The sequence below is a fragment of the Thermobaculum terrenum ATCC BAA-798 genome (assembly GCF_000025005.1).
Taxonomy (GTDB): Bacteria; Chloroflexota; Chloroflexia; order Thermobaculales; family Thermobaculaceae; genus Thermobaculum; species Thermobaculum terrenum.
In genome coordinates this window covers 305,860-328,023 of sequence record NC_013526.1, presented here as the reverse complement: position 1 = coordinate 328,023, position 22,164 = coordinate 305,860, and the positions used below count along the sequence as shown (strand labels likewise).

Below are 22,164 nucleotides of genomic sequence, written 5' to 3'. Positions count from 1 at the left end.
CATCTGCTGAGGGAAGCTATGCACTCAAAGAGCTCTTTAGTCAAAAGTACTCGCAACTTCTTATGGCTGTGTAGCCGGGCTATTGGGCTGGTTTGGCGCACCAACCCAAGCCTAACAGTAGGTATATTGTTGACGAGCATTCTACAAGCCATCCTACCAACGGCCGAGCTAGTAGCCTCCAAGCTGGTTATCGACAGGATAGTCACTAACTTATCCGGCCACCACTCAAGTAGTCATTTTTGGTCACCCAGCCTGAGATACCTCATACTGATAGCAGTCTTGATAATTACCTTAGGTCAGGTTCTAGTGCCACTGAATGATACCCTGAGGAGCATACTGGCAGATCGCGTTACCGGTCAGGTCAACAGAAAACTGTTACTGGCTACCAGCAAATGGCCTGGACTCTCGCATTTCGAGGACCCACAGATAGCCGACGACTGGGAGCGTGTTCGTAGGTACGCTCCTCAGAGCGGCCTGGAGATACTAACGGTGAGCACTGGCGTCTTCGTCAACCTGTGTACCATGATAGGGCTGGCTGCAACACTGGCGCATCTCCACCCTCTGGCACTTTTGCTGGTGTTAGCAACTGCACTGCCCCAAATGCTAGCTCAGTGGAGATATGGCACTAGCACCACTAGACATCTGTATACACAGACATCAGAATCCCGCAAGCTTGGTTACTGGAAGAGAACTCAACTAACTCCAGAGGCGGCAAAGGACGTTCGTTCATATTGGCTTTGGCCTTACTTTCAGTTCAGATACGCCAGCAGCTTTGAGCACACACTAGGACAGCTAGACAAAATACGCAGGGGGCTCTCTCTAAGGCTGTCCCTAGCCTCAGCCGTTTCAGCCGCGGGCATTGCCGGGGTATATATGTACCTTATATGGAATTTGGCTCAAAACCTGTCCCCAGTAGGAGACTTGGTGTTGTACGGTGGTGCAGCTATGTTGATGCAATCCAGACTACTGGAATTGAGCGCGATCTTGGGCCAGATACCAAAGTCCGTCATCTTTCTACCAAGCTTGTTCAAGCTCCTTGACGTGCCAGCGGATCTACAGCAGGCGCAAACCCATCGATGCGTACCCCACACCATCGAGAGGGGAATCGAGTTCCAGGACGTATGGTTTACCTATCCAGGCAACAACAGTCCTGTTTTGAAAGGCATCTCATTCACTTGGGAACCAGACCAGGTACTGGCGCTAGTGGGACCAAATGGCGCGGGCAAGACCACGATAGTCAAACTGCTCCTGCGGTTTTACGACCCACAGGAGGGTCGAATACTCTTGGATGGGGTGGACCTAAAGGATTACGATCTAGATGATCTAAGAAGCAGGATAGCGGCTATATTCCAAGACTTTGTTCGCTATGAGTTTACCATCAAGGAAAACGTAGCTATCGCAGATATCAGTAGGATGGAGGATCAAGATCGATTGCTGCTGGCCTTACAGAAAGCTGATGCATATAAACTAACAGCAAAACTCCCCAAATGGATATACACACGCCTGGGGCGCGAGTTAGGTGATACTGACCTATCGGGAGGGGAATGGCAGAAGATCGCGCTAGCTAGGGCTTTTGTACGTGATGCCCAGCTAGTGATCCTCGATGAACCGACCGCAGCCCTGGATGCACAAGCCGAGAGAGAATTGTTCGATCGCTTTCGCAAACTGTTCGAAGGCCATACTGCAATTATCATAAGTCATAGATTAAGTACTGTTAGGATGGCAGATCACATAGTAGTGCTTGTAAATGGTACGGTTGTGGAACAGGGCGATCACTCACAACTCTTAGCTCTTGGTGGATACTATGCGGAGATGTTCAAAATGCAGGCCAAATGGTATAGATAATGGAGACGTACCTCCCCGTCATCCAGACCCAAAACATGGTATAAGGATCGGCACATTCTTATTTGAGGACCTTCTGCCTGAGCAACTTACGAGTGTAGGCAATTATCATGTGCCCATCCATGGTAGGTTGCTTCTGACCAAGTAGTTATGCGAGAGGATGGCATGCCATCCAAATGTCAACGAGTTCGCAGTGGTAGGAATTGAGCAGTCAGGTATACCAGGGACAACCTCTTTAGCTTTCACTAGCCTAAGCCGTTGGTTGGACACCCAAGACGTGATCTGGTTCGAACCAGCAAAACCTCACCTTTGGAAGCCAGCCATGCTAAGAGCATCCTTCGGTAAGACGTTTCCTATAGTAACCTTGGTACACGGCATCGGCTATCCCAACCAGTTGCCAGCATTCATAGCCTCTTTAGCTGCTCTTCGTCAGCCAACGGATACGATAATAGCTCCAAGCAACGCTGTAAAGAAGGTATTCCTAAGCCATTGGAATAATATTTCATCCCTCATTGGTATCGACACGCCTCCACCCAATGTACATGTAATCCATTATGGTGTCCCTTGCGTACACCCCATACCAAAAAGGATTGCACGCGCATCATTAATGTGGGATGAGACTCCCGTCATAGTATTCTTGGGACGACTATGTAGCTGGGACAAGGCTGATTTCAATAGCCTATTCGAGGCCAGTGCGAAGTTGAAGGCTCAGGGCAAGATGTTTAAGCTGTTGCTAGCCGGATATGCAAGCTCTACCGATGTGAAGCCTTTGTGGCTTAGTGCTACCAATTATGGTCTCCTAGACCTACTTGAGATCCGCCCGAATATATCTGATGTGGAGAAAAACCTCCTGCTTAGTGGTTGCGATATATTCGTATCCCCATCAAACACCATATCTGAATCCTTTGGACTCTCCATAGTGGAAGCTATGCTCCACGCAGTTCCCATAGTTTGCACTTCTTGGTCTGGATATCGCGAGATCGTAAGGGATGGCGTAGATGGCTTTCTTGTAGACACTTATTGGAATGCCCCTCAAGCTGAAAGCATGGAAGAGATGTTCGTCATGCGTGGCTACACCTCCTTTCTCAGACAACGTCGCAGTAGATACGGATCAACTAGCACATTACCTAGGTATGCTCATAGAAGACGAGAAGCTTAGAAGACGCCTAGGGAGATCCGCACGGGCTAGGGCACTAGCTTATTTCCTGATCGACCACACAGTAGAGAAACTAATTGCTTTGTTTAGGGAATTGAAAGACGCAAGTAGTTATGATTCGTTACCTCCAAGACCGATTAGATTCCTCAGCTCCTTTGCCCCATACGCAAGCAAAGAGCTAGATACCATAGTATAGGCTAGCAGAGGTGCTAAGCAGCACCTTGACAGAGATTTTACTAGAAGCAAACCTCGCAGATTTAGGCATCCACTCCCATCCCTACCATCCATAGCGATCTTCAGCCCAACATCAAGCCGAGGGACCGCAGTCGCGCCCCAAACATTCCCCAAAGCTTACCTACCAAGACCCCATTCGGCAACCACTCTAAGCAACGGGATCAGCTAGCGGCCCCACCTGTCCAGGGGCGCTTGCCGTGCCGACATAGATTCTGCTTGGTAGACACTTCTAACCCCTACAAGGCTCCAACACCTAGTACTGCACTTGGGGACCATGAGAGGCGGGTTGAGAAGGCACCTCGCGACGTATCTTGCGGATGTCGGCGGAGATGCCGTTGAGCATGTAGCGCAGCTCGCTGGCCATGCCGCAGAACAGGAAGCCCTGCTCTATACGCATGTTGACCGCCTCGGCGTTGGAGCAATGGATGCCCGGGGCAACTCCGTAGTGTCGGCAGGCCTGCAGGACGTGCTCTATGGCCTCCACTACCCTGGGATCATCACACTCCAGCCCGGCCCCAAGGCCAACCCCCATCGAGGCCGCCAGGTCGTTGGGACCCACGAAGCAGACATCTATGCCAGGCACGGAGAGGATCTCATCGGCGCGCTCGACGCCGTCGATGTGCTCGATCTGTATGGCCAGGAGGATCTCTGCGTTGGCGTGCTCATAGTACTCGCCGGCGGTGGTGTCGAAGCTGATGGCGTGTCTCCCCCCGCCCACCGACCTCACCCCGACCGGCGGGTACCGGAGAGAGCTGACTGCATCCTCGGCCTCTTGCCGGCTCTTGAGCATGGGCACGACCACGCCCCAGGCACCGGCGTCAAGGACTCGCTTGAAGGTCTCCGCCGTGTTCCACGGGATGCGCACCATGGGAGCCGCCGGCGATCCATTGATCGCCATGAACATCAGCGCCAGCGTGCGTATGTCCACTGCGCTGTGTTCGGCATCAACGACCAGCCAGTCCACCCCGAGGCGGCTCACGTACTCGGCCGCCTCGGGGCTGGGCAGGGAGAGCCACATCCCCACCGAGGGTTGACCGGCTCGCAACTTCTCCAGCACGTGGTTTTTCCTCATCTACAAAGCCTCCTTTCAACTTCCGCCGGCGGCTATTGTAACTCAGAACCCGAAAAAATCCACGTGCTCGCAACCAGGATCTACGGCGATGTCCGCACGCCACTTAGCGCAGCGAACAGGGCCGCACCCACCACAGCTATACAGAGGCACACGACCAGCAGGAGGAACAGACCCGGCACCAGCACCGCTGCAGCCGCCCTACCTGTACTTATCCCGTACTGCTCGCGCACTGCCACGATATAAAGGTAAATAGCGTACAGGCTGGCCAGCCATCCGATGAACGGGATCCAGGAGATCATGTAGGTTGCTCCAGAAACATAGGCTGTCAGGCGGGTGGTGGTCTCGTAGCTGGGGTTCTGTGTCTGCCCAAAGAGCAGCACCCCTACGTGGATGAAGCCAGCACCTATGAACAGCCCCATGAGGCCGAAGGCCACCGTCAGTATCATCGTCAGGATCTCCATGGCCACGGTAGGCTCCTGCGCGCTCTGCCCCCCGCTAAGCAGCCTGTCCACGCTGGCCGCGGGCAGTAGCAAAGCCAGGATGAAGGTGAGCACTGCGTAGATTACTAGCGCCGTCGCATAATACACGATCGGCCTGCCATATCCAGCCTGCCTGGGAAGCTCCCGGAAGAAATCGACAGGCCGGGTCAGCACATCCAGGGTGGTCCGCCAGAAGGACTGCAGGAAGTCCGCCGGGTCAAACTCCCTCCCCCCAGCGGGCTCGGCGTAACCTTGAGGTAACTGCATCCGATTTTCCCCTCCTTCTAAAGCATGCTCCTCAGGGCATAGAGGACTTGCGTCTATTCTAACCGCAATGGCAGCAAAATGCTATATCGGATATGACAAAGCCTAGTTCAGCAGGCGCACGGAGTCCACCCTCATGCCGTCCATCTTCTCGACGCGCAGCTTGTGTCCCCCTATCTCGACCTCGTCCCCCTCCTGGGGGATGCGCCCGAGCCGGGCCATGATCAGCCCCCCCAGGGTCTCCACGTGATCTTCTTCCTCGATCTCCACGCCCAACATCTCCTCCAGCTCGCGCAGCCTCATCAGCCCATCAAGCACCTGAGGCTCCTCCGGCTGCATGGCCTCCCTCACGCCCGGCGGGAGCTCCTCCTCTATGGGCCCCACCAGCACCTCGACGAGATCCTCGATGGTGACTATACCGGCGGTACCGCCGTACTCGTCCACCACCACGGCTATCGGGCGCCTGGCCTTCCTCATCTCCTCCAGCAGGTCATCCGCGGGCTTGCTCTCGGGCACCAGCAGCGCCGGCCTTATGAGGTCGCGCAGCTTCACGGGCCTGCGGGCGTACACCGCTCGCAGGATGTCGTGCACGTGGACGTCTCCGAGGATGTTGTCCAGGTCGCCATCGTACACCAGCAGGCGTGAGTGCTGCGCGGTCGCGGCCTTGGCCACCAGCTGCTCGAGGGGAGTGTCCACGGGCACAGCCTCCAGCTCGGTCCGCGGGGTCATCACGCTGCCCGCGGTGACGTCGGCGAACTCGAAGGCTCGCGTGGCGATGCGGGCCTCGGAGGGCTCCACCACCCCGGCCTCGCGCATGCCGCGCACGAGGAAGCGCAGCTCCTCCACGCTGTGCACGCTCTCCGTCTCCGTGGCGGGCTGCAGCCCAAACAGCAGCAGGATGCCGTTGCCTATGGCGTTGAGCGCCGTGATCGGCCATCGGAAGACGCGGTAGAAGATGGTCAGCGGCCGGGCTACCCACAACACGGTGCCCTCGGTCTTCTGGATGGCCAGCCCCTTCGGGGCGAGCTCCCCCACGACGATGTGCATGGCAGTGATGATGGTGAACGCCACGCCGATGGAGATGCCGTGGGCTAACTGGGGCGCAAAGCGCCCCACCAGCTCCTCGAGCGGCGGCTCTATCAGGTGAGCGAACGCCGGCTCGCCGATCCATCCCAAGGCCAGCGAGGCCATGGTGATGCCGAGCTGGCAGGCGGCGATGTAGGCATCGAGGTGCTCAACCATGTACAGGGCGATCTTGGCGGTGGTGTTACCCTCGGAGGCCAGCTGTTCCAGTCGGGATCTGCGGACTGCGACTATCGCGAACTCGGAGGCTACGAAGAAGGCGTTGGCCAGGACAAATATAACAGCCGCTATAAGGGCTATCGATGATGAAACGTCCATATGCGGTTGGTATGCATCACCCCTTTGTGCTTTATTTTAATAAGTATATCGCTTTGCGGCCTATTTTACACTAGGAAGGGCTATGTTGTGCACATTGGATTGGGGACCCGAGGGACTGCTCGAGGCCGTCCGTCGTGAGGACATAGTGGTACTGGTGGACGTGCTCCGCTTCTGCTCCACGGCTGTGGCAGCTGTCCGGGCGGGAGTGAGGATCATCCCGGCACTGGGGCGCCTGGAGGCCGAGGGCTTGGCGGCGGCACTGAAACTGCCCGTGGTAAGCAGTTCCAAGGAGGGCTACGAGGCTGGCAAGCCCACCGACTCCCCACTATGGTATCAAAGATATGCGGTCGCGGGTACAAGGGTGGTGTACCCCTCCTCCAACGGCGGTCGGCTGCTCTCCAGCGTCAGGGACTACCCCTACGTGGTGCTGGGCGCACTGCTCAACGCCTCGGCGGCGGCAAGATATGCCAGTGCGCTGGCAGGGTCGTTAGGCAAGGGAGTCACGGTGGTGGCCGCCGGAGAGCTCAGCACGGACTTCGATCCCGAGTCCCCTCCTCGTCTACTGTTTGCCGCGGAGGATCTACTGGGGGCAGGAGCTGTGATCGATGCGCTGTCGGCGGACCTGTCCGCGGAGGCCACGGTGGCACTTGGTGCCTGGGAGTCCTGCGTACAGGACAGGACAAAGTTGCTGCTCACATCCTGGAGTGGTAGGCATCTCCAGAGCACTGGCAGGCAGGAGGAGGTGGAGTACTGCGCGCAACTCGATGTCACAGAGGTAGTCCCCATCCTAAGGCACGGAGAGATCGTCGCCGCCGAGGGTTAGCAGCACTTGTCTCCAGGACGATACCGACCTATCATAGATGCTAGCGACGGAGCAAGTGCGTGTACAGGATATACATCATAGAGGACGAGCACAAGATAGCCGATATGCTGGCCCGGCACCTGGAGAGGTACGGCTACCAGGTGCACATCGCTCAGGACCTCAGGCAGGTGAAGTCAGAGTTCCTCGAGATCCGTCCACACCTGGTGATCTTGGACATCAACCTACCGTACTACGATGGCTTCTACTGGTGTAGGCAGATCCGCACGGTGTCGAGCGTGCCGGTGATCTACATCTCCGCGCGCTCGGACGACATGGACCAGGTCAGGGCCATAGAGAACGGGGGCGATGACTATCTGGTCAAGCCCTTCAGCCTGGACGTGGCGCTGGCCAAGGTGCACAGCCAGCTGCGCAGGGCCTATGGCGAGTACGCCTCCCTGTCCATCACGGAGGTACAGGCGGCCGGGGGGCTGTTGCTCGACGCCTCGCGTCTCGTGGCGGAACACGCAGGGCGAAGCGTGCAGCTGACGCGCAACGAGTTCTTGCTGCTGAGGCTGCTGCTGCAGCAGGCGGGCAAGGTGGTCAGCCGAAGCGCCCTGCTGGAGGCGCTCTGGGAGGACTCGCAGTACGTGGACGACAACACCCTCACGGTCAACGTGGCGCGCCTGCGCCAGAAGCTGGAGGGCATCGGCCTCCAGCAGGCTATAGAGACTGTGAGAGGCTACGGCTACCGACTGCAGACGGAAAGACAGGACAATGAGATACGATAGCACCCCTCGCCACATCACCTCGGAGGTGGCCAAGCACCCCCTGAGCGATCGGCTGAGCCTCACACGGTATCTAAGGGACAGCACGGCGCTGGGGGCGCTCTTCCTGCTCAGCAGCGCCCTCTCGATAGCCATCATCAAGCTGGGCGTGCTCGACCGAGGCGACGTGGCGTACATCTTCCTGCTCTGCGTCCTGTGCCTGGTGGTCTACCTGGCCTACGACTACCTGCGCCACGGCCCGCTCCGCCGCGAGCTGCTCTCCACCCGAGGACAGCTCGAAGACTCCCTGCGAGTGCACAGCCCCGTGACCGGCGAGGAGGAGGCGCTCACGACGCTGCTCTGGTGGTCTCATGAGCTGTACACCAACCGCCTGCAGGAGAACAAACACGCTCTCGAGAGGCATCTTGAGTACGCTCAACTTTGGGTGCACCAAATGAAATCTCCGGTATCGGTAATCGACCTGCTCATCCAGCAGGCTCCCGCCGGGGTGGACCCTGAGTGGCTGGGAAGCCTCGCGGAGGAGAAGGACAGGCTGTCGGAGGGCCTGGAGATGCTGCTGCACGCGGCGCGGATAGACAAGTTCGAGACCGACCTGCGACCTCGGACGGTCGACCTGGTGCAGCTGGCCCGCGATTGCGTCCGCGAGCGCATGGGAGCCTTCGTGCGCAGCGGCATCACCCCCAGGGTGAGGAGCGACGCCGACAGGGTAGAGGTCCAGACCGACCCCAAGTGGATGCGCTTCGTGCTAGGCCAGCTCCTGTCCAACGCCATCAAGTACTCCCGCCTCAAGCAGGCGAGCGGCCTGCACGTGGACCTGGAGATCACCTCCGAGGACGGGCGCACGCTGCTGACGGTGAGGGACGAGGGCGTGGGCATCCCCCCCGAGGACCTGCCGCGCATCTTCGAGCCGTTCTTCACCGGGGAGAACGGCCGCAGGACGAACGAGTCCACCGGCATGGGCCTGTACCTGGTGCGGCAGGTGCTGGACAACCTGGGACACACCCTGGAGGTCTCCTCGGAGCCGGGCAGGGGCACGGCCTTCAAGATAGCCTTCGAGTCCCATAGCATCATCTCCCTCCGGGAGATGCGCATCTAGCCTCCCCTTACAAAAACGTAAGGTTGCTCCCCCCGAACGTAAGCTTAGGAGCGGGCAAGCTCGGCGGGCCCCAGGTATCCTAAGGATGACAAACCCATTGAGAGGAGTTCGCAGATGACCGCAAGTCATACCGTGAGCACGCACAGGGACACGTCCCGAGTCGTGTTGCACGCCAGGAACCTGACGAAGGTGTACGGCACCCCGGGCAGGGGCAGGCTGCACAAGGCTCTGGACGACGTCACCCTCTACGTCGAGCGGGGGGAGTTCGTCGGGATCATGGGGCCTTCCGGCTCGGGCAAGACCACGCTCCTGAACCTGCTGGCGACGATAGATCGCCCCACATCGGGCAGCATAACGATCAACGGCCAGGACCTCTCCCGGCTGCGGGAAGGGCAGCTAGCGCTGTTTCGCAGGCGGGAGCTGGGCTTCGTGTTCCAGGACTTCAACCTCCTGGACACGCTGAGCATCAGGGAGAACATCCTGCTGCCGCTGGTGCTGGACGAGGTCAAGCCCCACATCATGCACGCCAAGCTCCAGGAGATAGCGCACCAGCTGGGCATAGACGACGTCCTGGACAAGTACCCCTACGAGGTATCCGGGGGGCAGGCCCAGCGCACGGCCATCGCCCGCGCCCTGATCCACGACCCGTCGCTGCTGCTCGCCGACGAGCTGACGGGGAACCTAGACTCCAAGTCCGCCTACGGCGTGATGTCGGCGCTCCGGGAGATGAACGAGCAGCGGGGCGCCACGATACTCATGGTCACCCACGACCCCTTCGCCGCGAGCTTCGCCCGCAGGGTGATCTTCATCCGGGACGGGCGCCTCTTCTCCGAGATCCGCACCCCCGGCAACCGGCAGACCTTCTTCCAGCAGATCCTGGACTCTCTAAGCGTACTGGGAGGGAGCTTCGATGAGGTTTCACCACTTAGCTACAAGTAACATCCGCGGCAACTGGAGGCGCTACACCGCCTTCCTGCTCAGCAGCACCTTCTCCGTGATGATCTTCTTCCTGTACGCCACGCTCACCAACCACCCCGACATGGACACCAGCCGCATGCGTTACGCCCGAGCGGTCGTGCAGGGCGTGGTGGCGTGCGAGATCATCATCCTGGTGTTCACCTTCTTCTTCACGCTCTACTCGCTGTCGGCCTTCCTGCGGTCCCGCAGCCGGGAGTTCGGCCTGCTGGCCCTCTTCGGCATGACAGCGGGCCAGATCAGGCGGATGGTGCTCATCGAGACCTTCGTCATAGCGCTCATCTCCAACGTGCTGGGCATATCGCTGGGGATCGTGTTCTCCAAGCTGTTCCTGCTGGCGCTCTCGCGCATGCTCTACATCGACAGCCCCCTCAGGTTCATGATCGTCTGGCGCGCCGTGGAGCTCACGTTCGGGCTGTTCATGGGGCTGTTCCTCGTGACCGCCGCGATCAGCATGCTCAGCTTCAGCTCGAAGTCGATCGTCGAGCAGATCAGGGAGCAGCGCAAGCCCAAGACCCCGCCTGCGGCCTCCATCTGGTTGAGCGCGCTGGCGGCCGTCACCCTGGGCGCGGCCTACTACCTGTCCTACACCACCAGCAAGGCCCAGGTGACGCTCCGCTTCCTGCCGGTCACGCTGCTCGTGATCGTGGGCACCTACTTCCTGTTCACCCAGGCGAGCGTCTCGCTGGTCAGGAGGCTGCGCGGCAGCCGCGGCTACCTCAGGGGCACGAACATGTTGGTGGTCTCGCAGCTGGGCTACAAGCTCAAGGACAACGCGCGCATGCTGTTCATGGTGACCATGCTGAGCATGGTCGCGCTGACCGTGTCGTGCACGCTGTACACCTTCCTGCAGGACATGAAGGACAGGATAGCCGACTCCTACCCCCAGACCTTCAGCTGGACCGTGCCAGGGGAAGGCGACCAGTTCGAGCAGCGGGTGGAGCGGTTCATCACGGCCCACGGCGGCAAGATCACCGACAGGATGAAGCTGCAGGGCCTGGTCATGCAGGTGCACGGCAGATATGGCATGCTGGTGATCCCCGAGTCGGCGTACAACGCCCTGGCGCCCAGCGAGGAGAGGGTCTCGCTCGGCCACCGCGAGCTCCTCAACGTCTATCCCGAGGAGTACGCCGACGTGCCCTTCTGGAGGATGCCCGAGGGAGAGACGATCCAGCTGGAGGCCCAGGAGGGCAAGCGATTGCTGGCGTACAAGGTGGTGGGGAACGTGGCGCGGGCTCCCAGCGCCCTCACGGGCTACTCGCTCGGGTGGCTGGTGATGGATGATGCCGAGTACCAGTGGCTGAGGCACGGCCTCGCCCGCGACTCGGTGTACACCACCTACGGGCTGGAGCTGGCCAACTGGCGGGCCCACAGGCAGCTGTCGGAGGACCTGCAGCTCGAGCTGTTCTCCCGCGAGCACATCAGGCTGTCCTCCCGTATCGACGCCTACTACTCGGTGCTGCAGCTGTTCTCGTTGACGCTGTTCATAGGGGTGTTCGTGTGCGTGCTGTTCTTCATAGCTGCGGGCAGCGCGATCTACTTCCGGATGTTCACCGAGCTGCAGGACGATCGGTCGATGTACGCCACCCTGCGGAAGCTGGGCGTCTCGGCCCGCGAGATGGGAGCCGTGATAGGGCGCCAGCTGCTGGTGATGTTCTTCGTGCCGTTCCTGGTAGCCACCGCCCATACCTTGGTGGCGATGAAGGCGCTCGCCAACGCCCTGAGTTCGAACATCTGGCCGTACGCCCTGACGGTGATAGCCCTGTTCCTCCTGGTGCAGGCGGCCTACTACCTCGCCGCCAGGCGCGCCTACATGCACGAGGTGCTCCGAGCCACCAGGTAGACTCACACACATCCCTCCGCGGGGCCGGGGGTTGCGGATCACCGCCCTCCGGCCCTACAATCTGCTATGATGCGCTGGCAACCCCAGAGGTACGATGACAAGCTGGGATTCGTCTCGGCGATGGGGGCCGACCTGATCGAGCTGCTCGCCCCGGCCCCCGGCGAGCGAGTGCTCGACCTGGGCTGTGGCACGGGAGACCTCGCCCACCGTATAGCCCAGCGCGGCGCCGAGGTGGTCGGGATAGACATCTCCCCGGAGATGGTCGCGATGGCTCGGAGCAAGTACCCACACATCCGGTTCGAGGTCGCCGACGTCCAGGACTACCGCTCTGACGGCAGCTTCGATGCCGTGTTCTCCAACGCCGCGCTGCACTGGATGAGGAAGCCGCGCCAGGTGCTGGAGTCCGTGAGATCGGCGCTGCGCCCCGGGGGTAGGTTCGTGGCGGAGTTCGGCGGCAAGGGCAACGTCCACTCGATCTCGCGAGCTCTCGAGGTGGTGTTGGCCCGCAGGGGTGTGGACGCCCACGAGCGCAACCCATGGTACTACCCCTCCCTCGGGGAGTACGCCACATTGCTGGAGGCAGCCGGCTTCCAGGTGGTCTACGCCAGCCACTTCGACCGCCCCACGCCCCTGCCGGACGGTGACCTGGGGCTGGACCACTGGCTGGAAACCTTCGCCCAGCCCTTCCTGCTGGGGCTCCCTCCTGGCGAGGTCGCCCAGGTCAAGGCGGAGATCAAAGACCTCCTCCGGCCCGAGCTGTTCCGGGACGGCACCTGGGTAGCGGACTACCGGCGCCTGCGCGTGGCCGCGGTGCTGGTGGGCTAGACCGCAGCGGCAGCATTCACCCTCTGCAGGCTCACGTCGCGCGCGGCCCAGTCGCCCAGATATCTGAGCCGTCCGGCAAGCCCGACCCACAGCGCTTGACTCCAGGCGCGGAAAAGTGTATAGAATATAGACTCTCAATGTATGGTATCAGCGAAATTTTTGCCAGAGACAAAGATATATTAACCCATCAATCTGGGATCCGAGGAGGTGGTGGATGGCCGGAGGTGGAGCCCTCCTGGGGTACATCATCAGGAGGCTGCTGTGGGGCGTGCTGACGCTGTGGTTGACCGTGACCCTCACGTTCTTCACGCTGGGGATCACCTTCAGGCTGGCTAGCGGCAGCTCGCTGCTCGAGGTGCTGAGGGGGCAGGTGTCCTCGGTGGGCCCCTCGCAGGGAGGTCCCGCCTACGAGCTGCAGGGGTCTCCTCTCAGGCAATACGCGGCTTTCCTGTGGGGCACGGGGCGCCTGGACTGGGGCGATTCGGTCTCGCAGGGGGCGCCGGTGCGACAGGTCCTGCTGGAGCGCTTCCCGGTCACGGGCAAGATAGGGCTGATCTCCTTCGCCCTGGCGGTGATGCTTGGGGTGCCGCTGGGGATCTACGCCGCGGTACGCGGAGGCGTGGTGGACTTCGCGATCTCGTGGACCTCGGCCTTCGTCTACAGCTTCCCGTCGCCGGTGTTGATGACGCTGCTGCTGGCCCTGTCCGTCTACACGATAGGCATCTTCCCGGTGGGGATGGCCGGGGCGGACTGGAGGGGGTACCTCCTGCCGTGCCTGGTGCTGGGGCTGAGCGCTGGCGGGTACATCGCGCGGATCACCCGGGCCTCGGTGGCCGACGAGCTCCACCGAGACTACGTGCGCACCGCCCGTGCCAAGGGGCTGCGCAAGCTCCTGATCTATCGCAGGCACGTGCTGAGGAACGCCCTGGGGCCCGTGCTGGCTGCGCTCGGCCCGACGCTTGGCCTGCTGCTCGCCGGATCGTTCCCGGTGGAGTACGCCTACGAGATCTACGGTACCGGCAGGCTGTTGCTGGACGGCTTCGCGCAGCAGGACTTTCCCCTCATCCTCGGAGGCGTGACGCTGTACACAGTGCTGGTGCTGGGCTCCAACCTGCTGTGGGAGGTTGTGGCCAGCCTGATCGATCCCAGACTGAGAGCTGGAGGTTAGCCGTTGGCTGGCAGCTCGACCCTGGAGGCCCTCGAGCAGCAGTCCCTGCCCTCGACCTCGAGGCGGAGATGGTACCTGCAGGCCCTCAGAGACCCGTCATTCCTGATCGGCCTGGTCATCCTGTTGGCCCTGGGAGCGGTGGGCGCGCTGGCCCCCAGGATCGCGCCCTACGACCCGCCCCGCACGAGCGACCGCGTGTACTTCCTCAATCTGCTGGCGCCGGTGCACGCCCCGCCTTTCTGGGCCGCACCGGACGAGGTGGACCTCCAGCGGGTAAGCATCGATAACCCGCCGCCCACCCCGTACGATCCCCGCTTCCCGCTGGGCACCGACAGCGAGCGGCGTGACATGTTGAGCCTGCTGGTCTACGGCACCAGGTACAGCCTGGCCATAGGCCTGCTCGCGGTGCTCCTGATCTGGGCCATGGGTGTGGCACTGGGAGTCCTGGCAGGATGGCGGCGGGGGAAGCTGGAGAACCTCGTGCTGTGGCTGGCCGACACCGCCGAGTCGATCCCGTCCTTCCTGGCCTGCGCGTTGTTCGCGGCCGTGGTGTCGGAGTGGATGGGGAGGCTGCTGGCGGACCTTGGGCTATACATGGAGGCGATACCGGTGGTAGCGCTGTCCCTGGCCTGCGTGGGTTGGGCGTCCGTCGCGCGCCTGGTCAGGGTACAGGTCATCGCCACCAGCGGAAGCGAGTGGGTGGAGGCGGCTCGGGCGCTGGGCGTGCCGAGCCGCAGGCTCATCCTCCGTCACGTGCTGCCGTTCGTGCTGGGGCCCGCGCTCGTGGTGGCCAGCGCCCAGCTCCCGACGATCCTCATCATAGACGGCCTGCTGGGCGCGGTCGGCATAGGGCGCAGGCCCCCATCCATCACCCTGGGGCACATGATCTTCCAGGAGTTCCCCTCCACCGTGGCCGCGCCCATATTCATCCTCATGCCCACAGCCATCTTGATAGCGATCTCGCTGGCAGCGACGGCCCTCGCCAACGGCGTCCAGCGCCTGCTATCTCCCGAGCGCCGATGAGCCCTTTCCTTGCCTAAACTTATAAACAGTATTAGAATTTACTTAGTCTAATATTTAGGCAATACTAAATAAATGGAGGTCGGTATGGCCGTGGAGCTGGAGAGGCGGGCGCCAAAGCCCGAGGCGCAGAGGCTGCTGGAGCTCATCAGGAGCAGGCGCAGCGTGGGCAAGGTCGCGCAGGACCCGCCCCCGAGGGAGCTCATCGAGCAGGTGCTGGAGGCCGCGGTCACCGCCCCCAACCACCACCTCACACAACCCTGGCGGTTCTTCGTCATCGCGGGCAGCGCCCGGGAGAGGCTCGGAGAGGCCATGGCCGCGGCCGAGAGCCGAGCGCATCCCGACTCCCCGCAGGCCGCGCTCGACAGGGTGCGCGCCAAGCCGCTGCGGGCCCCCGTGATCATAGCCGTGGCGGTGCAGCCCAGCGACGACCCTCGGGCGCTGGAGATAGAGGAAGTGGAGGCCGGGGCGGCGGCCGTGCAGAACATGTTGCTGGCCGCGCACGCGTTGGGGCTGGCCGCCATGTGGCGCACGGGAGACGCCGCCTACGCCGACGAGGTGAAGGCCTTCCTAGGCCTGGACACGAGCGCCCACATCATAGGGTTCATCTATCTGGGGTACGCAGCGATCACCCCGCCGGACCCTCCCCGCCGATCCGCCGCCGAGCTCACGCAGTGGCTCGGGTGGGGCGAAAAGGCTTAGAGGTGTTGACCTTTGGGCGCGCATGCCCTATCCTTAGGCAGCTTCCGGGAGCACGGAGAGCAGGATATTTATAGGAGGTATGGAGCATGCGTGTCCGAGGTTTTCTCCGCGTCCTGTGTGCGGCCGCGATATCCCTCTTGGCCTTCTCGAGGGCCGGGGCAGCACAGCCCTTAGGATGGGCACACCCCTACGTCATGGTCGTCAACCACGCCAACGGCAGAGCCTACAGGGCATGGAACAACAAGCGACCTGGCAGGTACGCCACCAACAGCCCTACAGGACTGTCCCCATCGGTCATCAAATCGGTCTACAACTTTCCCACCAGCCCAACCGCGGGCGCAGGCAAGACTATCGCGATAGTCGACGCCTACGACGACCCCACCGCAGAGCAGGACCTGAACGTGTTCAGCTCGCAGTACGGTCTACCGCCATGCACCACCGCCAACGGCTGCTTCAAGAAGGTGGATCAGACCGGCGGCACCCACTACCCCAGGAAGAACGCCGGCTGGGCTTTGGAGATCTCGCTCGACATCCAGTGGGCTCACGCCCTAGCTCCCGGCGCCAGGATCCTGCTGGTGGAGGCCAACTCCAACCGCTTTGCGGACCTCTTGGCAGCCGAGGACTACGCCAAGGCCCACGCCCAGTACGTATCCAACTCCTGGGGAGGCAGCGAGTTCAGCGGGGAGAGCGCCTACGACTACCACTTCTCGCAGCCCGGAGTCAGCTTCTTCGTGTCCTCCGGCGACAACGGGGCCCCCGCCGAGTACCCATCATCCTCCCCGAACGTGATCTCCGTGGGCGGCACCAGCCTGCACTTCGACAGCAGCGGCAACTTCCTGGGGGAGACCGGCTGGTCGGGCAGCGGTGGCGGCTGCAGCCAGTACGAGGCCGCGACCTCGGCGCAGCGCAGCTTCGGGGAGTACCCCCAGGTGAACTGCCGCGGCCAGAGGGCCACGCCGGACGTCGCGCTCGATGCCGATCCAGCCTCAGGAGTCTCCGTGTACGACAGCACCCGGTACCAGGGGCAGTCGGGGTGGTTCACGGTGGGTGGCACGAGCGCATCGACGCCGATGTGGGCAGCGATCTCCGCGGACGGCGGCACCGTGGTGGACTCCGCCCACGTGTACTCCGAGCCCTCCAGCCAGTTCCGCGACATCACGAGCGGCAACAACGGGTTCCCCTGCCTCGTGGGCTATGACCTGGTCACCGGCAGGGGCAGCGCGCTGGGCACGCCCTGACGGCCCCCCCTGGCATGGGCGGATGGAATGTGCTAGTATTTGTTGGACTAATCTCACGCACGTGTGGAGGTGCTAAGCTTCATGTCTGATTCGGACAGTAGTCCCCGTACTAAGCGGCCCTACCACACGGCGCGCTCGGGCCCTAACCTGTAGCTGAGTCTCTCACCTTGCAGGCGTTGACCGGCCCCGCGTCGTGTGGCGCGGGGCTTTTTGGTGCCACAAGAGAATAACGCCCATGGAGGTGAGAGATGGAGGCCCAGCTTTTTGATGTACAGGCACTGCGTGCCCACCTGCACGACGCGATAGCTGCGCGCGATCGCGAGCACACCCACGTCGTCCTCGCGCAGCTGCCTCCGGAGGAGGTGGCGCAGCTGCTGGAGGAGCTGCCCTCGGAGGAGCTGGCGCAGCTGCTGCAGCTCATCAGCGACGAGGAGATAGCCCAGCTGCTGGAGAAGATGGACGCGGCCACCGCCGCCCACATCGTCCGCAAGCTCTCCTACGCCCGCGCCGCCGACGTCCTCGAGGAGATGGCCCCAGATAACGCCACCGACATCGCGGGGGAGCTCGACCCCCAGGAGGCCGAGGCCATCCTCGTGGAGATGCAGCCGGCGGAGGCCGACGACATCCGCGACCTGCTCGCTTACCCCCCGGACACCGCGGGCGGAAGGATGACCCCCGAATTCGTCGCCATATCCCCCGACCTCACGGTCGACGAGGCGCTGGTGGCCCTCCGCAAGGTGGCCTCCGAGGCCGAAACGATCTACTACGTCTACGTGGTGGACGACCACGACCGCCTGATAGGGGTGCTCAATCTGCGCGACCTGGTGGTATCGCCCCCGGGCAGGTCGGTGGGGGAGATCATGATCCTTGAGCCCATAAAGGTCAGGGCCTCCGAGGACCAGGAGACGGCGGCGAGGCTGCTGGGCGAGTACAACCTGCTGGCCATCCCAGTGGTGGACGACGACGACCGGCTCCTGGGCATCATCACGGTGGACGATGCGGCGGACATCCTGGAGCAGGAGTTCAGCGAGGACTACCTGAAGATGGCCGGGACCGACGCCGAGGCCATGGAGAGGCGCACCCCCGCCCAGGTGGCGATGATCCGCCTGCCGTGGCTGCTCGGCACCATGACGATCGAGCTCCTTGCGGGGCTGGTGATCTCCCGCTTCGACCACGTGCTCCAGCAGGTGATACTGCTGGCCTCCTTCATGCCCGTGATATCTGCTGTCTCCGGGAACGTGGGGCTCCAGGCCGCGGCGATAGTCGTGCGCGGGTTGGACACGGGGCACGTCAGCCTGAGGAACTGGGGGCGACAGGTGTTCAAGGAGCTGTCGGCCTCCCTGCTCATGGCGATCAGCTGCGGCCTCGTGCTGGGCACCATCGGGGCGATATGGTCCCGCCACCTGCCGTTCGGGATAGTGATCGGGGGGGCGATGATCTGCTCCATGCTCACCGCGGGCTTCATGGGCACCATGATGCCGATGATCTCCAAGAGACTGGGGTTCGACCCGGCTACCACCGCCGGCCCCTTTGAGACCGCCTTCCAGGACGTCATAGGGTTCGGGGTGTTTCTCTGGCTGGCCTCCATGCTCATCCACTGGCTCAGTTGAGACCTTGGCACGGAGGCTGCTATGGAGCACTCAGCACAGCTTGGAGGGAAGAAGCACCTATGGAACCACCTGAGGACGAGATCGAGGAGCGCCGCGTGGTACGGCGCAGGTACGTGGGCGGCGATCCGGTTACGTCGATCATCATGCTGATCGTGCTCATCATCATCGTGCTCCTGCTGCTGGACATCCTGGGGGTGATCAACGTGATCCCGGGTGTAGGCCCTGGCGGAGGGGGCAACCCAATGCCCGCCAGCACGCCAGCGGTGGGAGGCTGGCGCCCCTAGCACCGATCCCCCGCATACAGCCGGCTCATCCCCGACACGGCCTGGGCGACGCGTGCCCTGAGCTCCAACGGCTCGATTACCTCGCAGGCCTCTCCCAGGCCCAGCACGTAGCACTGCGCCTCATCTGGGGTCTCCATCACCACCCAGCAGGTAACCCAACCGTCCTCGTGAACCTCCTCGCGCTCGAACGCGGCGTAGCGCCACAGAGCCTTGGCTAACCCCAACGCCTCGGCCCTGATCCGCAGCAGGGTAAGATAGCGAGGGAGGCTCTCCTGGAACCTCTCCTGGGAGTCGCGCCAGTACCTAGCGAGGTCGAAGCCCGCGGGACGATCGAAGTGCTGGCCGAGCTCCACGCTCGCCATGCGGGAGACCCTATAGGTCCTGACCTCCCCCTCCACGGCGCCCACCAGGTACCATGAGCCTCCCTTGACCACGAGCCCCAGGGGCTGCATCCACCGCTCGACCTCCTGGCCGTCCGCCCGGCGGTACCGCAGGCGCGCGGAGCGCTCCTCCCACACGGCCCTGTAGAGGGTAGGCAGCAGGTCCACGGCCTCCTCGCGCGGGCGCCAACCCACGGGGTCGACGTACAGGCGCTCGCGCACCCTGTCCAAACTCTCCCTGTGTTGGGGCTGAAGAGCTAGCGCCAGCTTGCCGTAGGCCGCCTCCAGCTTGCTGCCCAGGCCCAGGTCCGATAGCAGCTTAGGGCTGTGCCCCAGGAGCAGCACCTCCAGCTCCTCGGGGCCGATGCCTGGGACGTCCAGCTCGTACCCCGGCAGGAGGGCCCAGCCTCCCCCAGCCCCACGCTGGGCGTAGATCGGCACGCCCGCCATCCCCAGCGCCTCCATGTCCCGGTGTATGGTCCTCTCGGAGACCTCCAGCTTCTCCGCCAGCTCCCTGGCGGTCACCTTGCCACGTCGCCGCAGGATCAATAGTATGGCCAACAACCTGTCCGCGCGCACCCCGACCTCCGCACCGTAGGTAGGCAATTGTAGCAGAACCGGGACAAAATATGTCGTTGGGTGTCATATTCGGCCGGGTACAATCGCTGTGGGATCGCGGTAGAGGAGGTCGTAGATTGGACAGCACGGCAAGCAACACACTAAGCCCTAGGGCCAGCAGGCCCTACATCCCCGGCTACGGAGTACCCGGCTCGGAGGAGGGCATGCTCCCCTGGGAGCACGTGACCAGCAAGCTCGCGGGCGCCAAGAACTACTGGATATGCACGGCCACTAGGGACGGCGCGCCCCACTGCACGCCCATCTGGGGCGCCTACCTGGAGGGCGTACTGTACCTGGAAGGCAGCCCCCGCACCCGGCGCGGGAGGGACATAGCGCGGAACCCGCACGTGGCGGTGCACCTGGAGAGCGGGGACGACGTAGTGATCCTGGAGGGGGTCGCCGAGGAGGTGATCCCCGACAGCGACTTGGCCCAGAAGCTGGCCGCGGCCATGGGGAGCAAGTACGAGGGGTACCAACCCGAGCCCGAGCAATGGGCCGAGGGAGGCCTGTACAGGATCACGCCCAAGGTGGTGTTCGCCTGGACGCAGTTCCCCACCGACGCCACCAGGTGGACCTTTGAGTAGCTAGCGGGGCTTGCTGGCAGCCTGTATGCCGAAACCGGGCATGGTGACGAGCCTTCTGTACCTCTGGGGAGCCAGCCCGGCATCCCTTTGCCAGGTGGTGACGCTCTCCAGGGGCCAAGCACCCGAGAGGCTGGTGGACGCAAAGTAGAGGTCCGCCAGCGCCTCAAGCTGCCCCCTCCTGGCGCCGGTGCCGAAGGTGTCCACCACCACTAGATAACCTCCAGGCCGTAGGGCACGGGCGATCCGGAGGCAGAGGTCCCGATTGGTGGGCTCATCGAAGTGGTGGATGAGGTTGGCTACCAGCACCAGGTCGTACAACCCCTCCCCGAGGTCCTGGTGGCGGGCATCGCCTACCAGGTGCACCACCCTGTCCCCCATGCCCTCCTGCGCCAGCAGGGGCCTCGAGGCCTCCACCGCCTCCGGCAAATCGAGCACCTCGGCGCGCAACCCCGGATAGCGCCTGCAGAGCGCGACCGACAGCAGCCCATGGGCCCCACCCACGTCGAGCATGCGGCGGGGATGCTTGGGCACGGGCACCTTGCGAGCCACCTCAGGGGCTGACAGCCTGGCCAGCGAGCGCATGCCCCTCTGGTAGAGCTCCCAGCCCTCGGGCGTCATCTCCTCGTGCATCCGCACGGGCTCGCCCGTGCGCACGTAATCCTCAGCACGCTCTATGTACTCCCACTCCAGGTACCTGAACAGCATGCTGTCGTGGAGCGACACGGGGCTGTCCCTCAGGAGCCACCTCCGGGAGAGGCGCGTCAGGGCGTAGAGCTCGCCGCGCCGGCGCAGGTAACCAGAGCTCGCGAGCACCTCCAGCACCCTGCGCGCGCCGTCCTCCGTCAGCCCACAGGCCCGGGCGACCTCGGCCGCGGGCAGGGGCCCCTTCGCCAGGGCCTCGAAGATCCCCAGCCTGGTGGCGCCCATGAGCACCCTGCCGAGCCCCACGGCATGCAGGGTCTGCAGGAACGGTACGGGCACCAGGCCCAGGTGCAGCGCTAGCCACTCCAACAAGTTGTCCGCCAGCACACCCAGCCTCAACGGTCCTCCCCCAAAGCTTTCCGAGATTGTACACCATAGCGGCGCTCGACGTCGCCACCGGTGGGCCGAGGCTGCTGATGGCACCGGTGCTATAATTGAGGCTACCTTCGGCAGGGGCAGCACCTGCACGCACTCAGACAGGAGGAGCATCATGAGCAAAGAGGTTCTGAGAACGATCATCGAGCTGGCAACTGCCGCCTTTGGGCTGGTCGCGGCGCTGGCCTGGAACGCGGCGATCCAGGCGTTGTTCGAGGCGGTCCTGCCGCAGGCGGGCGACTTGGTCGCTAAGTTCGCCTACGCCATCGTGGTGACGATCATCGCCGTGGTGGTCATCATGAGGCTCGGCAGGCTGGCGGAGCGCATGGGGTTGGGGGAAGACCGATCCTAGGCAAATTCGCCCATTAAAAGCCCCCAGGGACTTGCACTGCGGGATGATAGAGTTATAATTCGGTTAGAAGGTCCGGTCGTTAGCAGAAGGGAGGATCATTATGGCAAGACTCATCATCGCCAACCGGAGAGGACACCAGGTACTTGAGTGGGATCCCGCCACCGACACCGAGGAGGTGAAGGCCGTGATCGCTGAGGCCGAGAGGATCATCCGCGAGGCTCGCGAGCAGGGCTGCAAGATCTCCCGCAAGGTGGGCGATCATCACGAACTATACGACGGACCGTTTGACCCCAACGTGGAGGAGTACCAGATCATAGCCCCGATCGCCGGCGGCTGATACCCCTCACAGAGGGTCGG

At 62.6% G+C, this 22,164-nt stretch carries 22 protein-coding genes; 17 read left to right on the top strand and 5 right to left on the bottom strand.

All coding sequences use genetic code 11. The features are described 5' to 3' along the window. Positions 1–129: 129 nt before the first annotated feature. Positions 130–1,845: an ABC transporter ATP-binding protein gene (locus TTER_RS11080; RefSeq protein WP_169302685.1), complete on the top strand. Its 1,716-nt coding sequence runs from the start codon at positions 130–132 to the stop codon at positions 1,843–1,845. 319 nt (positions 1,846–2,164) lie between these two features. After that, positions 2,165–3,001, top strand: coding sequence for a glycosyltransferase family 4 protein (locus TTER_RS11075; protein ID WP_041425250.1), 837 nt, complete (start codon positions 2,165–2,167; stop codon positions 2,999–3,001). Between the two features lie 484 nt (positions 3,002–3,485). On the opposite strand, the gene TTER_RS11070 is transcribed toward TTER_RS11075, so the two are convergent. The 3 genes from TTER_RS11070 to TTER_RS11060 all read right to left on the bottom strand — a co-directional run bounded on the left by TTER_RS11070 (position 3,486) and on the right by TTER_RS11060 (position 6,448). Beyond that, on the bottom strand, positions 3,486–4,304 hold the full coding sequence (locus tag TTER_RS11070; protein WP_012876113.1) for an HpcH/HpaI aldolase family protein: 819 nt from the start codon (positions 4,302–4,304) through the stop codon (positions 3,486–3,488). An 80-nt stretch (positions 4,305–4,384) separates the two neighbouring features. Continuing rightward, on the bottom strand, positions 4,385–5,050 hold the full coding sequence (locus tag TTER_RS11065; protein ID WP_012876112.1) for a YIP1 family protein: 666 nt from the start codon (positions 5,048–5,050) through the stop codon (positions 4,385–4,387). Between the two features lie 102 nt (positions 5,051–5,152). Beyond that, complete coding sequence (locus TTER_RS11060; protein ID WP_012876111.1) at positions 5,153–6,448, bottom strand: hemolysin family protein; 1,296 nt, start codon at positions 6,446–6,448, stop codon at positions 5,153–5,155. An 82-nt stretch (positions 6,449–6,530) separates the two neighbouring features. On the opposite strand from TTER_RS11060, the gene TTER_RS11055 reads away from it, so the two are divergent. The 12 genes from TTER_RS11055 to TTER_RS11000 all read left to right on the top strand — a co-directional run bounded on the left by TTER_RS11055 (position 6,531) and on the right by TTER_RS11000 (position 18,796). Continuing rightward, positions 6,531–7,271: a 2-phosphosulfolactate phosphatase gene (locus tag TTER_RS11055; RefSeq protein WP_012876110.1), complete on the top strand. Its 741-nt coding sequence runs from the start codon at positions 6,531–6,533 to the stop codon at positions 7,269–7,271. A 59-nt stretch (positions 7,272–7,330) separates the two neighbouring features. Further along, positions 7,331–8,038, top strand: a complete 708-nt coding sequence (locus TTER_RS11050) for a response regulator transcription factor (RefSeq protein WP_012876109.1) — start codon at positions 7,331–7,333, stop codon at positions 8,036–8,038. Beyond that, positions 8,025–9,131, top strand: coding sequence for a sensor histidine kinase (locus tag TTER_RS11045; RefSeq protein WP_012876108.1), 1,107 nt, complete (start codon positions 8,025–8,027; stop codon positions 9,129–9,131). The genes TTER_RS11050 and TTER_RS11045 overlap by 14 nt, the downstream gene beginning before the upstream one ends. Positions 9,132–9,245: 114 nt before the next feature. Then, entirely contained in the window at positions 9,246–10,070 is an 825-nt protein-coding gene (locus tag TTER_RS11040) for an ABC transporter ATP-binding protein (RefSeq protein WP_012876107.1), read from the top strand. After that, positions 10,042–11,949: an ABC transporter permease gene (locus TTER_RS11035; protein WP_012876106.1), complete on the top strand. Its 1,908-nt coding sequence runs from the start codon at positions 10,042–10,044 to the stop codon at positions 11,947–11,949. Before TTER_RS11040 ends, TTER_RS11035 begins: the two co-directional genes overlap by 29 nt. Positions 11,950–12,015: 66 nt before the next feature. Next, complete coding sequence (locus TTER_RS11030) at positions 12,016–12,774, top strand: class I SAM-dependent methyltransferase (protein ID WP_012876105.1); 759 nt, start codon at positions 12,016–12,018, stop codon at positions 12,772–12,774. 214 nt (positions 12,775–12,988) lie between these two features. Next, on the top strand, positions 12,989–13,942 hold the full coding sequence (locus tag TTER_RS11025; protein WP_012876104.1) for an ABC transporter permease: 954 nt from the start codon (positions 12,989–12,991) through the stop codon (positions 13,940–13,942). A 3-nt stretch (positions 13,943–13,945) separates the two neighbouring features. Further along, entirely contained in the window at positions 13,946–14,965 is a 1,020-nt protein-coding gene (locus TTER_RS11020; RefSeq protein ID WP_012876103.1) for an ABC transporter permease, read from the top strand. An 84-nt stretch (positions 14,966–15,049) separates the two neighbouring features. Next, positions 15,050–15,664 (top strand): nitroreductase family protein, encoded by a 615-nt coding sequence (locus tag TTER_RS11015; protein ID WP_012876102.1) that lies wholly within the window; start codon positions 15,050–15,052, stop codon positions 15,662–15,664. Positions 15,665–15,750: 86 nt separating this feature from the next. Continuing rightward, positions 15,751–16,902, top strand: coding sequence for a S53 family peptidase (locus TTER_RS11010; protein ID WP_012876101.1), 1,152 nt, complete (start codon positions 15,751–15,753; stop codon positions 16,900–16,902). Positions 16,903–17,150: 248 nt separating this feature from the next. After that, complete coding sequence (gene mgtE, locus TTER_RS11005) at positions 17,151–18,512, top strand: magnesium transporter (RefSeq protein ID WP_012876100.1); 1,362 nt, start codon at positions 17,151–17,153, stop codon at positions 18,510–18,512. Positions 18,513–18,571: 59 nt separating this feature from the next. After that, positions 18,572–18,796 carry a hypothetical protein gene (locus TTER_RS11000; RefSeq protein WP_012876099.1) on the top strand — a complete coding sequence of 75 codons (225 nt, stop codon included), beginning with the start codon at positions 18,572–18,574 and terminating at the stop codon, positions 18,794–18,796. Here the strand turns inward: TTER_RS11000 and TTER_RS10995 are convergent. Next, positions 18,793–19,755, bottom strand: a complete 963-nt coding sequence (locus tag TTER_RS10995) for a helix-turn-helix transcriptional regulator (protein WP_012876098.1) — start codon at positions 19,753–19,755, stop codon at positions 18,793–18,795. The two genes, TTER_RS11000 and TTER_RS10995, sit on opposite strands and share 4 nt — an antisense overlap. 50 nt (positions 19,756–19,805) lie before the next feature. On the opposite strand from TTER_RS10995, the gene TTER_RS10990 reads away from it, so the two are divergent. Then, positions 19,806–20,378 (top strand): pyridoxamine 5'-phosphate oxidase family protein, encoded by a 573-nt coding sequence (locus TTER_RS10990; protein WP_083768976.1) that lies wholly within the window; start codon positions 19,806–19,808, stop codon positions 20,376–20,378. Here the strand turns inward: TTER_RS10990 and TTER_RS10985 are convergent, their stop codons facing one another. After that, the gene (locus TTER_RS10985) at positions 20,379–21,419 is read right to left on the bottom strand and encodes a class I SAM-dependent methyltransferase (RefSeq protein WP_012876096.1); all 1,041 of its coding nucleotides are present in this window, start codon (positions 21,417–21,419) and stop codon (positions 20,379–20,381) included. Between TTER_RS10985 and TTER_RS16100 the strand changes: the two genes are divergently transcribed. Next, complete coding sequence (locus TTER_RS16100) at positions 21,394–21,807, top strand: DUF5654 family protein (protein WP_241215273.1); 414 nt, start codon at positions 21,394–21,396, stop codon at positions 21,805–21,807. The genes TTER_RS10985 and TTER_RS16100 overlap by 26 nt on opposite strands. Before the next feature lie 100 nt (positions 21,808–21,907). Further along, a complete protein-coding gene (locus TTER_RS10975; protein ID WP_012876094.1) occupies positions 21,908–22,144 on the top strand; it encodes a hypothetical protein in 237 nt (78 codons plus the stop codon). Positions 22,145–22,164: the final 20 nt, after the last annotated feature.

Excerpts from the sequence above, each read along its gene's own strand:
- TTER_RS11015 (WP_012876102.1), top strand. The coding sequence starts at position 15,050 with ATGGCCGTGGAGCTGGAGAGGCGGGCGCCAAAGCCCGAGGCGCAGAGG.
- TTER_RS11040 (WP_012876107.1), top strand. The coding sequence starts at position 9,246 with ATGACCGCAAGTCATACCGTGAGCACGCACAGGGACACGTCCCGAGTC.
- TTER_RS11065 (WP_012876112.1), bottom strand. The coding sequence starts at position 5,050 with ATGCAGTTACCTCAAGGTTACGCCGAGCCCGCTGGGGGGAGGGAGTTT.
- TTER_RS11055 (WP_012876110.1), top strand. The coding sequence starts at position 6,531 with ATGTTGTGCACATTGGATTGGGGACCCGAGGGACTGCTCGAGGCCGTC.
- TTER_RS11075 (WP_041425250.1), top strand. The coding sequence starts at position 2,165 with ATGCTAAGAGCATCCTTCGGTAAGACGTTTCCTATAGTAACCTTGGTA.
- TTER_RS11030 (WP_012876105.1), top strand. The coding sequence starts at position 12,016 with ATGATGCGCTGGCAACCCCAGAGGTACGATGACAAGCTGGGATTCGTC.
- TTER_RS10975 (WP_012876094.1), top strand. The coding sequence starts at position 21,908 with ATGGCAAGACTCATCATCGCCAACCGGAGAGGACACCAGGTACTTGAG.
- TTER_RS11025 (WP_012876104.1), top strand. The coding sequence starts at position 12,989 with ATGGCCGGAGGTGGAGCCCTCCTGGGGTACATCATCAGGAGGCTGCTG.
- TTER_RS11070 (WP_012876113.1), bottom strand. The coding sequence starts at position 4,304 with ATGAGGAAAAACCACGTGCTGGAGAAGTTGCGAGCCGGTCAACCCTCG.
- TTER_RS11000 (WP_012876099.1), top strand. The coding sequence starts at position 18,572 with ATGGAACCACCTGAGGACGAGATCGAGGAGCGCCGCGTGGTACGGCGC.
- TTER_RS11045 (WP_012876108.1), top strand. The coding sequence starts at position 8,025 with ATGAGATACGATAGCACCCCTCGCCACATCACCTCGGAGGTGGCCAAG.
- TTER_RS11060 (WP_012876111.1), bottom strand. The coding sequence starts at position 6,448 with ATGGACGTTTCATCATCGATAGCCCTTATAGCGGCTGTTATATTTGTC.
- mgtE (WP_012876100.1), top strand. The coding sequence starts at position 17,151 with ATGGAGGCCCAGCTTTTTGATGTACAGGCACTGCGTGCCCACCTGCAC.
- TTER_RS10990 (WP_083768976.1), top strand. The coding sequence starts at position 19,806 with ATGTCGTTGGGTGTCATATTCGGCCGGGTACAATCGCTGTGGGATCGC.
- TTER_RS11010 (WP_012876101.1), top strand. The coding sequence starts at position 15,751 with ATGCGTGTCCGAGGTTTTCTCCGCGTCCTGTGTGCGGCCGCGATATCC.
- TTER_RS11035 (WP_012876106.1), top strand. The coding sequence starts at position 10,042 with ATGAGGTTTCACCACTTAGCTACAAGTAACATCCGCGGCAACTGGAGG.